Here is a 10,369-nt window from a genome sequence, read left to right as displayed (position 1 = left end):
CCTGCCACAACAGCTCCGGGAATTTCCACAGCGCGTGAGGCCCGAATAGCAAGTCCACATGGCGGTAGGATTCCTTCACCCGTTTGCCCACCCGTTCCTCCTGCGCCATGCAGCCGCACAGGCAGATAATTTGCTGGGGGTTGGCTTTCTTCGTGTGGGTCAGGGCGCCGAGATTGCCAAATACCCGCTGCTCCGCATGCTCCCGGATGGCGCAGGTGTTGAGAATCACCACATCGGCTTCCTTGGGCTCGTCGGTGAGGGAAAAGCCCATCTCCTTCAGCATTCCCATCAGCTTTTCCCCGTCGGCCACATTCTGTTGGCAACCGAAGGTATCTACGCAGGCGACGGGAAGGCTTTCCCGCGCCACAAGCATGGTGCGGATCAATTCCGTAAAGCCCCGCTGGCGCGCAATCTCCTCCGGGGCAATGGTAACGTTTTTGCGTTCCAAGGGCAAATCCTCCAAAACCTGAAAATATCGATAATTTATCCACGTTAGCTTATCACAAAACAAAAAAAAGCACAACCCGCATTTCCCGCAGCGAGGCTCCGCCCCCCGGAAAAACACGCTTACAGAGAAGTTGCTTTTTTTGGCAAAATGGGGTAGGATAGGGCATGAATCTTTCAGAGAATCGGCGCATACCGCGCAGGGAGGTCTTTTATGCTCTATCTTATTGCCGGCGCAGGGCTTTTAGCTGTGGACCAATGGGTCAAATATTGGGTGACGGTCCATCTGGAGCTGGGCGCGTCTGCGCCGCTGCTTCCCGGTTTTTTAGAATTGCTGCGTGTTCATAACTACGGCGCGGCCTGGTCCAGCTTTTCCGGAATGCGATGGTTGTTGCTGGGGCTGACGGGGGCCATCGTGATGGCGGTCATTTTTGCCGTTGCGAAAAAGTTGGTCCGCCATCCGCTGGGGCTGGCCGCCGCCACGCTGATTATCTCCGGGGGCCTTGGCAACATCCTCGACCGGGCGCGGTTGGGGTATGTGGTGGATATGTTTAACTTTCAATTTATGCACTATCCCGTGTTCAACGTGGCAGACATCTGCATTGTGTCCGGGGCGATTCTGGGAGCGGCATACTACCTGTGGTTCTATGAGAAATACGATGGGAAGGAAACCGCCAATGGAAACGCTGACGCTGAAAGCAAGTCTTGAGGACGCGGCGCGGCTGGACGCGTTTCTGGCTGCCAAGGGTCCCGGGCTGACCCGTTCCGCCGCCGCGCGGCTGATCGGGGAGGGGAAGGTGCTGGTAGACGGAAAAAGGCCTGCCAAGAGCCTGCGTCTTGCCGGGGGAGAGACGGTGACGGTGGAGCTGCCTCCTCCGGAGGTATCCGAAGCATTGCCGGAGGATATTCCGCTGGACGTGGTGTATGAGGACGGCGACGTGATCGTTGTGAACAAGCCCCGGGGGCTGGTGGTCCATCCCGCGCCGGGCCATCCCGGCGGCACGCTGGTGAATGCGCTACTGAATCGGTGCGGCGACTCGCTATCCGGCGTGGGGGGGGTGTTGCGCCCTGGCATTGTCCACCGCATTGATAAGGACACCTCAGGCCTCATCATCGCCGCGAAAAATGATTTTGCCCATGGCCGGCTTTCCGCCCAGCTTCAGGACCATACGCTGGCCCGGACCTATGAGTGCATCGTGGTGGGAAATCTCAGGGAGGACTCCGGCACGGTGGACGCGCCTCTTGGCCGCTCTCCCGCCGACCGGAAAAAGCAGGCGGTGGTGCAGGGTGGCCGCCGGGCCGTGACCCATTGGGAGGTCATTGCCCGTTATCCCGGTTTCACGCATGTACGTTGCCGTCTGGAGACGGGGCGCACCCACCAGATTCGCGTTCACATGGCGCATTTGGGGCACCCCATTCTGGGGGACACGGTGTACGGTGCGAAAAAGCGCGTCTCGGGATTGCAGGGCCAGTGTCTCCACGCGGCGGGGCTCCGGTTTCTTCATCCCCGCACAGGATTGCCGGTGGAGCTTACCTGCCCGCTGCCGGAGGAATTTTTGCACCAGCTACATAGGTTGGAAGAGGGGCGGCGGCCTCTTTGAGGGAAGACCGTCTTTTTGCGAAGAATCTGCCGATCAGACCGCGCCTACTATAAAATTAGCCGCGCCGGAGAATGCTCTCCGACGCGGCTTTGGTTATGCATTTACCACGGATGGAAGCTGCGGGACTGCGCCTCAGTCATGGCGAAATAGCGGTAGTCCACGCCGTTTGCGTCGTCGCCCCATGTGGTATCAATGTGATAAGACGTGCCGTCCAGAGTAGCCACCGTCCAGATGTGGTCAGGGTTGGACAGGGCATAGCAGTCAATTCCCTCCAGCTTTAAAAGCAGGTTGTAGGCCCCGGAGTACCCGTCGCACACAGCCGTTCCATGACGAAAGAGGGTATAGCCGATGTGAGAAAGGGAGTTGGGCCCGGCGGTGGTGTCGTAAACGCAGTTGTCACAAATCCACTTGAAGTAAACGCGGGCTTTCTCCATCTGGGTCATATTTGCCGTGATTGTGCCCTCGGCCCACAACTGGTCGTGCAGAGCGATGGCGGCTTGAAGGGTATAGTCCCGATAGGCAGGAAGGTTTGCCTCCGCCGACACGGCGGAAAAGGTCAGAGTCACCCGCCCGGTAATGGTTTCGTAGGTGCACTGCACAGAGTTGTACATCTGCTCGCAGTAAGACTTTACGACGGCCAGCGCTTTGTTCATTACGTTGCCAGCTTGTGCGGAGGTAATGTACGTGCCGTAATTCAGCTCCAGCACGTTTGTCTCCTGAGAGAGCATATAGGCGACGCTGGAAGCAAGTTGCTCCTGCGAGGAGGGCGCGGGAAAATAGGTGGCGTTTGCAGTTACCAAATCCCCCCAAGAGGTGCCCGCCACGCTGTAATTCGGAGCTTGGGGGGTCTCTTGCACAGTCCATGCAGGCGTGAGACGCAAATTGGGGTCCATTATCCGGGTGAGCATGGCGGCCGCCGCCCCGCGTGTCACTGCGTTTTCAGGACCAAAGGTTCCCGCGCTGTCGGACCCGGCGGACACGCCGATTCTGTAAAGCGCAAGAATATCGTTGTAATAGGGCGTATACTCCGTCACGTCTGTGATAAACTGACGGGAGGCATATGCTCTTGTCACCAGCTCGTCGTTGATGGCGGGAAGCGTCTGCGCCGGAAGAGCAGCCGCCAGCACATGGGCCGTCTGCGCCCGTGTGGCGGGGCCTTTATAAAGTCCGTCCAACTCGGAGGCAAGCGCACCCACGCTTTGAAGATAGGCGAGATATGGTTCATAGGCCGACTGGCCCTCGGTTTGGAAAGCGGCCGCACCGGACTCGGCGTTTCCCGTGGCGTACAGACTGCGGATGCGGCCTGCAAAAATCACAATCTGCCCCACCGTCATGCCGTCCTTGGGGCCAAAAGTGCCGTCGCTCTTGCCCACCGAAAGCCCGTATTCATACAGGGCCGTCACGTTGTCGTGGAAAACCGAATCGGGGGTCACGTCGGAAAATTCCCCGGCATAAGTTTTCCCGCGGACAAAATTATCCGCTGAATTTTCAGCCGCCGCCGCGGGAATGTACAGGCTGACTGCCAGAACAAGCGCCAGCAGCAACCCCGGCAGGCGCAGCTTCAGATGTATCATAGGGCCTCCTCTTTTTCGTTCATCGCGCAACCGCGCTCAGGACAGAATGTTCAGATCCGCCAAAACCCGGTCCTCCACATAGGGGTTGAGGTGTTCGTTGATAATTTGCAGCACCTCGTCGGTATTCAGATAAATGTAGGGCGAGTGCCACTCTCCGGGAAGGGTGGAAAAATTCACGTTGTCCGCACCCATGTTAAAAGCCTCCTGCCCCAGCCAGGCAAGCTCACCCAGCTCCAGATCGGTTTTCACGTACTGTTGAAAAATCCGTGAAAATTGAGAAATCTTAGTGAGGTTAGCCGGTTTCAGGATCTGCTTTGCCACGGTCTTTAAAAAATCCTGCTGGGTTTTCATCCGGCCGATGTCCTCGCTGCCGTAGCCGGTGCCGTCGTTGTTGTGGCGAAAGCGGACCACCTTCAGCGCCTCCGCGCCAGTCAGATGACGCATTCCGGCGGTGAAGTGAATGGACAGGTTTTGAATCGGGTCGTCATAATCCATGTCCACGGGAATGTTGAAATCCACGCCCCCGATGGCGTCCACCAGCGCGGAAAAGGCCTTCAGGCTGACTTCCACGGTGTAGTCCACCGGAATCCCCAATTGCCCGGACAGCGTTTCCGCCGCCAGATCCAAGCCACCGATGTTGTAGGCGGCGTTGAATTTATAGTTCTTGCCATGGATGCGGCTTTTGGTATCCCGGGGGATGTTCACTCCGTAAATCTGGCCGGTCCCCGCGTCCACTGCCACCAGAATGTTGGTGTCGCTGCCGCCGTTTCCATCGTCCACGCCGGAGACGAGAATCGTGTAAAAGTCGGGTTTTCGGGCTGAGTGGGCGGCCTTTGCCGCAAGGGCCAGCTGGTCGGCATCTTGTGAAGCCAGATCTGCCGAGGAGAAGGCCTGAGACGAGGCGGGAAGGCCTGCGCCGTTCTTATCCTCCAATTGGGGCGGGCGGACGATGGCCTTGTAGGTCAGAGTCAGCCCCACAAAAACGGACAGAATGACAACAAGCGCCAACAGAAGGCGCTGAAGCGGAGAAATACGGCGGCGATGGCGTTTTTTAACCATGGGTACGGCGAACTCCTTATGGGCCTCCGCCCTTTGGGCGGAAGAACCGTCAAATCTAAACACCCGCCCGTTGGAATGGAAAAAAACGGGGGCGGATGTCATGCCTCATTATACTGCCTTCCCGAGCAAAGCGCAAGATTGGATTTGCGAGGAAGGTCCGTGTCTCTTAGCGCGGGAATGCTTTACAAAACCGCCGAATGCGTGCTAAAATAGAGAAAAACTGCTGCGGAAAGATAGAACAGGGGGGGTGAACGCCGCGTGAAAAAGAGACTTGCCGCTGCGCTGCTGGCGCTGGTTCTGCTGGGGACCCTTTGTCCCCCCGTTTTAGCGGAAGATTCCGTCTATTTTACCGCCGTGGACGAGCGGGTTCTGGATTTGAAGGACTCCACCATGCCCTTCTGGTTTGGGGGATATCTGTACGTGGCGGCCACGGTGTTTCGTGAATCCGGCTTGGGCTATTCGTTTAATGTTGTCACCCAGACGCTGGTGCTGTACGATTCCAGCCGGTCTTTGGTGTTTAATGTGGCCACCGGTTCCGGCACTACTGGGCAGGGAGAGCTGTACGACCATGTGTGCGTGACTCGGGGCGGGGTGACCTTTGTGGCGGCCTCACCTGTGGCGTCCTATTTCAGCCGCGTATATAGCAATACGCCCGTAAACCATGGCTACCTGATCCGGGTGAAAAGCGCCTCTGCCGTTTTACCTGACAGCATGTTTACGGACACCGCCTCCTACCAACTGGACGCCAAATATCAGCAGTATCAAAAACAGAGCACCACCAACCCGACGGACATAAACACCGGAGAAAAGGGAGAAGCAGAAGGCGAGGACCCCGCCTCTTCCGGGAAGTCGATCTATTTATGCTTTCTGGCAGAGGATGCGGAGACTGTAGCTGCTTGGCTGGACGCGCTGGAGAGCCGGGGCTTCCACGCCGCCTTTTATTTCACGGAGGAAGCTCTTTCCCGCAGCGGGGACCAGCTTCGCCGTATTGCGACTTCCGGCAGCACCGTGGGCTTGATTCCTGGATTTGGGGCGGGGGCGGCGGAGCGGCTGGCCGCCATGAACCGGACTCTGTTTGCCGAAGCTGGGATGAAAACCCGCCTGGTCTATGAACCGGACGGAGACGCGGCCGCTCTCCGGGCGGCGGGCTATTGCCCTTTGAATCCCATCATTGATCGCGCGGAATACGGACTTGGCTCTTCCGGGGCAGCAAACTCACTTCTGAAGCAAATCGGCAAACGGCGGAGTTCTGTGTCCGTGTGGCTGGGGAGCGACGTGACCGCGGGAGCTTTGCGGGCATTTCTCGCCTCTGCTGCAGAAGAGGCGGATCGGCTGCCCGCCATGACAGAAACGGCCTTTTAGGCGCGTTTTTAACAAAAAATTCAACATCTTAGGGCCAAAGCGTATATAATGGACAACATAGAGCGGGGGAGATCCCCCTAGTTTAAAAAAGTACGGAGGCAGGACTATGGCGCGAAACATTCTGGTTGTGGAGGACGATCACAACATCTCCGACCTGATCCACATGTATCTTGTGAAGGAGGGCTTTGACGTCCGCATCGCCGCAGACGGCGGCAGGGCGGTGGAAGAATTCCAGAAGCAGGCGCCCGATCTGATTCTGCTGGACATTATGCTGCCGGTGATGGACGGCTGGGCCGTGTGCGCGAAAATCCGGGAGACCAGCAAAGTTCCAATTATCATGCTGACCGCCAAGAGCGAGGTGTTCGACCGCATTCAGGGCCTGGAGATGGGTGCGGACGACTATATTGTCAAACCCTTTGAAATGAAGGAGCTGCTGGCACGAATCAATGCGGTTCTTCGCCGGACGGAGATTCCCAACGACACGTCCAAGAAGCTGACCTTTGACAAGCTGGTGGTAAATCTGGATTCCTACGAGCTGATCGTGAATGGAAAAAAAGTGGACACGCCTCCCAAAGAGCTGGAGCTGTTGTATCATCTTGCGGCCACGCCCAATCGGGTGTATACCCGCAACCAATTGCTGGACGAGGTGTGGGGGTTTGACTATTTCGGAGACAGCCGGACCGTGGACGTGCACATTAAGCGCCTGCGGGAGAAGGTGGAAGACGTGTCCGACCAGTGGGCGCTGAAAACCGTCTGGGGCGTGGGCTATAAGTTCGAAGTGATGGGCGCGGAAAAGCAGACGGAGAAGGCATGAAACGGTTGGGCGAGCGCTTCCCGGGGCTATATTGGCGCCAGATGCTTTTGACTATGGGCACTGTGCTGCTGACGCTGGCGCTGTTGGGGGCATCTTACTCCGCGCTGGGCTATAACTTTCTTCGTCAGGAGCGGGTCAACGATATGGAAACCCGGGCGGGCGTAGTGGCCCGCCTCTCCGCTGGCTATTTGAGCAGCGGCGGGTTTTCAAGCGAAACGGAACTTTTGACGTTGGCGGGCTTTGCCGCGTCCATTTCCGACTTGAACTTCCTTGTCTGTGACACGCAGGGCCATGCGCTTCTTTCCACCGACGAGGGGCTGGATGGACTGTCTGTCACCGTTCCTCAGAAGCTGATGGACAAAACCCTGACGCGTGGGGCGAGTTCCGGACGCTCCAATCTGGATGGTGTATATTCGGAAAAACACCTTGTGGTGGGCGTTCCGGTGGCAGATGCGGCGGGGAAACAGGTGGGCGCAGTGTTTGCCGTGTCCGTGCTCAATTCGGCTCTGGACAAAATGTGGCAGGGCTTTATCGGGCTGTTTGCCATGACCGCCTGTGTGGTGCTGATGGTGGCGTTTATGGCCTCTTCTGTCACCGCCATGCGGCAGGTTCGGCCCATTCGGGAGATGGTGGTAGCCACCCGGCGGTTTGCCGACGGGGAGTTTGACATCCGCATGCGAGATACCGAGCGAAACGATGAAATCGGTGAACTTGCGGTTTCCTTTAACAACATGGCCGAAACGCTGCTGCAAACAGAGCGCAAACGCAGAGAGTTTATCGCCAACATCTCTCACGAACTGAAAACACCCATGACCACCATCGCCGGATATACCGACGGCATTCTGGACGGGACGATCCCCTATGAAAGCGAACGGCAGTATTTGCAAATTATCGCGGAGGAGAGCCGCAGACTGAGCCGCATGGTCCGGCGAATGCTGGATGTGAGCCAGCTTCAGGCCATCGATCCCATGAAAAGCGGGGTCCACTTTGACCTTTGCGAAAGCATGCGCCGGGTGCTGATTTCCATGGAAAAGAAAATTACCGACCGTGGGTTGGACGTGGACGCAGACATACCGGAAGAGCCGATTTTGGTTCTGGGGGACAACGACATGATCACCCAGGTAATTTATAACCTGTTGGAAAACGCGGCAAAATTCGCGACGCCCGGCTCCGTGCTGTATCTGGGCGTGGCCCGGCAGGACGGCAAAGCCCGTGTCGTCGTGCGGAACGAGGGAGACACCATTCCTCCTGAGGAACTGCCGCTTTTATTTGAGCGGTTTCATAAGAGCGACAAGTCCCGAAGCGAGGATAAAACCGGCGTGGGACTGGGACTATATATTGTCAAAACCATTTTGGAGCAACACCGCGAAAAAATTAATGTGACCAGCGAGAACGGCGTCACCGAGTTTTCGTTCTCCCTGACCGCGGAATAACGAGGCGCAGATGAACGACCAGTTTTTTAAAATTCAGCCCCCTGACGAACAAGGTGCCGCGCAGGACGGGGGTGGAGTAACGCCCTCTCAGGCTGACCCCCGGGAGGTGGTGGAATACTATCCGCCCCTACCCCAGCCAAAAGAGGTGGTGGAGCTTTATATCCAGCCTCGGCGGTTGCCGGGCCGGGTGACGCTCCCAGTTTTGCCGAATAGCGCCCCTGTCATCGGGCCAATTTTGACCCCGCCGGTTTCTAAAGAACGGGTCCGGGGAAGACGAGGACTGTGGATTTTTCTGATCTGCCTTGCCATTGCGGGAGGGCTGGCTGTGGGAGCACTCTTTTTAGATGGGAGATTTTTTTACTTTGCACCCTCTTCCCCCAAGGACGAATACCTGCAAAACGAGGACTGGGATCAGGAGGAGGTCTCCATTCGAACCTATCCCTACGGTCAGGGCGCGGTGATGGAGCTGACCACTGCCCCTAGCGGCGCGCAAAGTATTCAGGAAATTTACCGCAGGGTGAACCCCGCGGTGGTGACGGTGATCGCACAGTTGGACCGGGGTGCGTCGGTGGGCACGGGCATGATTTTCCGGGAGGATGGGTATGTTCTCACCAATTATCATGTGGTGGCGGGAAGCCATGATTGCAGCGTGACGCTGGCCTCCGGCAGGACTTTTGAGGCGCTCTATGTGGGTGGTGACAGCGGAAACGACGTGGCAGTCTTAAAGCTGGATGCCACAGGTCTGCCTGCGGCGGAGATGGGCGATTCCGATGCACTGATGGTGGGCGATACGGTATACGCCATCGGAAATCCTCTGGGCGTGGAGCTGCGGGGGACGCTGACGGACGGCATTGTCTCGGCCATTAACCGGGATGTGGACGTTTCAGGCCGCATCATGACGCTGATTCAGACCAATGCGGCGTTGAACGAGGGAAACTCCGGCGGCCCGCTCATCAACGTGTACGGACAGGTGGTGGGCGTGAACACCATCAAGATGATGTCTTTTTCCTCTAACGTGGAGGGGCTGGGCTTTGCGCTGCCCATGCGGTCGGTGCAGAAAATGGTGAATGACATTCTGGAAAGTGGGAAAGTGCTTCCTGAGCCACGACTTGGCATCACGATCATAGGTATTCCCAAAGTTCTGCCTGACGGAACGCAGGGCGTGGAGGTACAGGACGTGAGTATCGGCTCTGCCGCTGACAGGGCGGGCGTGAAAGGTGGAGACGTGATTGTTTCCGCAGGTGGGCAGGCCGTGACCGAGCGGCATATGCTGATGAATGTCCGCCGCCAATTCCGCATTGGCGATGACATGCCCATGAAGCTCTGGCGGGACGGAGAGTATGTAGAGGTGGTCCTCCATCTGGACGAGGCGTTTGAGAAACTGCCTGCCGATTGAAATCAAAGGATCCCGGAAAGTAAATTACGCCGAATTTGCGAGAAAAAATAACAATTTCATATCAATTTTGCTAGAGGGCGGACAGAAAACCTGTCCGCCCTTTCAGTTGACTGCACGAAAGACCTCGCCGAGTGGCTTTTGAAATGCCGAAAGAGCAGCGAAAAACCGTTTATTAGAACGCCTTCTTCCGCGTGATTTGCGGAAGGGGGTGCAGTAGAATTCCTCCTGTCAGATAGGGCATTGTCCGTTAAGAAGGCCTCCTCCCGCGCAATCAGCGCAGGAGGAGGCCAGTTTTTCGCGAGAAGGCGAAAGCGCGTGTAAAATTTAATGGTTTTTGGCAAGCTCTTTTTCTTCTGGCTTGTTTGCATCCGCGTGTTCCAAAGGCGCGCCTTCGGGAGCAGATTTACTGACGGAATCGGTGGGTACTTTCGTTTTCCGGCGGAAAAGTGAGCGTTTCAATAAGGCAAAATGCTCTTTTTTCTCAGATGCTTTGTCAGAGGAAATGGCCGCCTTCTTAGAAATGCTTTTTTGGGACGTAGGCTGAGAGGGAGACGGTTGGGTGGAGGTGAGTTGGCTTTCTGGCTGCAATTTTTCGCCGTCGTTTGCGGCTGCTTTTTTCCCGGCGGGGAGCCTTTCTGCGGCAGCTTGCAGCGCTTTTGCAACGCGGGAGGGTTTTACCGGCGGGG

The 10,369-nt window shown here is 57.1% G+C and carries 8 protein-coding genes and 2 pseudogenes; 6 read left to right on the top strand and 4 right to left on the bottom strand.

Features of this window, described 5'->3' with window-relative positions:
• Nucleotides 1-448 (bottom strand): annotated as a pseudogene (locus tag RT018_RS08925) (tRNA (N6-isopentenyl adenosine(37)-C2)-methylthiotransferase MiaB); the annotation flags it as partial.
• A gap of 210 nt (nt 449-658) precedes the next feature.
• On the opposite strand from RT018_RS08925, the gene lspA reads away from it, so the two are divergent.
• Both lspA and RT018_RS08915 read left to right on the top strand, forming a co-directional pair.
• On the top strand, nt 659-1,153 hold the full coding sequence (gene lspA / locus RT018_RS08920) for a signal peptidase II (RefSeq protein ID WP_312941162.1): 495 nt from the start codon (nt 659-661) through the stop codon (nt 1,151-1,153).
• A complete protein-coding gene (locus RT018_RS08915; RefSeq protein ID WP_312941161.1) occupies nt 1,122-2,045 on the top strand; it encodes an RluA family pseudouridine synthase in 924 nt (307 codons plus the stop codon). Before lspA ends, RT018_RS08915 begins: the two co-directional genes overlap by 32 nt.
• 101 nt (nt 2,046-2,146) lie before the next feature.
• Here the strand turns inward: RT018_RS08915 and RT018_RS08910 are convergent, their stop codons facing one another.
• Together RT018_RS08910 and RT018_RS08905 are read right to left on the bottom strand one after the other, a co-directional pair.
• Nucleotides 2,147-3,619: an S-layer homology domain-containing protein gene (locus RT018_RS08910; protein WP_312941160.1), complete on the bottom strand. Its 1,473-nt coding sequence runs from the start codon at nt 3,617-3,619 to the stop codon at nt 2,147-2,149.
• A gap of 36 nt (nt 3,620-3,655) precedes the next feature.
• Nucleotides 3,656-4,678, bottom strand: a complete 1,023-nt coding sequence (locus RT018_RS08905; protein ID WP_312941158.1) for an LCP family protein — start codon at nt 4,676-4,678, stop codon at nt 3,656-3,658.
• Nucleotides 4,679-4,936: 258 nt separating this feature from the next.
• Between RT018_RS08905 and RT018_RS08900 the strand changes: the two genes are divergently transcribed.
• The 4 genes from RT018_RS08900 (at nt 4,937) to RT018_RS08885 (ending at nt 9,683) form a co-directional block, all read left to right on the top strand.
• Nucleotides 4,937-6,040 (top strand): hypothetical protein, encoded by a 1,104-nt coding sequence (locus RT018_RS08900; RefSeq protein WP_312941156.1) that lies wholly within the window; start codon nt 4,937-4,939, stop codon nt 6,038-6,040.
• A 106-nt stretch (nt 6,041-6,146) separates the two neighbouring features.
• Entirely contained in the window at nt 6,147-6,854 is a 708-nt protein-coding gene (locus RT018_RS08895; RefSeq protein ID WP_312941154.1) for a response regulator transcription factor, read from the top strand.
• Entirely contained in the window at nt 6,851-8,287 is a 1,437-nt protein-coding gene (locus RT018_RS08890; RefSeq protein ID WP_312941151.1) for a HAMP domain-containing sensor histidine kinase, read from the top strand. Before RT018_RS08895 ends, RT018_RS08890 begins: the two co-directional genes overlap by 4 nt.
• 10 nt (nt 8,288-8,297) lie before the next feature.
• Nucleotides 8,298-9,683, top strand: coding sequence for a trypsin-like peptidase domain-containing protein (locus RT018_RS08885; protein WP_312941149.1), 1,386 nt, complete (start codon nt 8,298-8,300; stop codon nt 9,681-9,683).
• A 324-nt stretch (nt 9,684-10,007) separates the two neighbouring features.
• Here the strand turns inward: RT018_RS08885 and RT018_RS08880 are convergent.
• Nucleotides 10,008-10,369: pseudogene (locus RT018_RS08880) on the bottom strand (antibiotic ABC transporter permease); the annotation flags it as partial.

Source organism: Oscillibacter sp. (assembly GCF_032060045.1).
GTDB lineage: Bacteria > Bacillota > Clostridia > Oscillospirales > Oscillospiraceae > Oscillibacter.
Note: the sequence above shows the minus strand (reverse complement) of the source record. Positions and strands in the feature narration are given on the sequence as shown.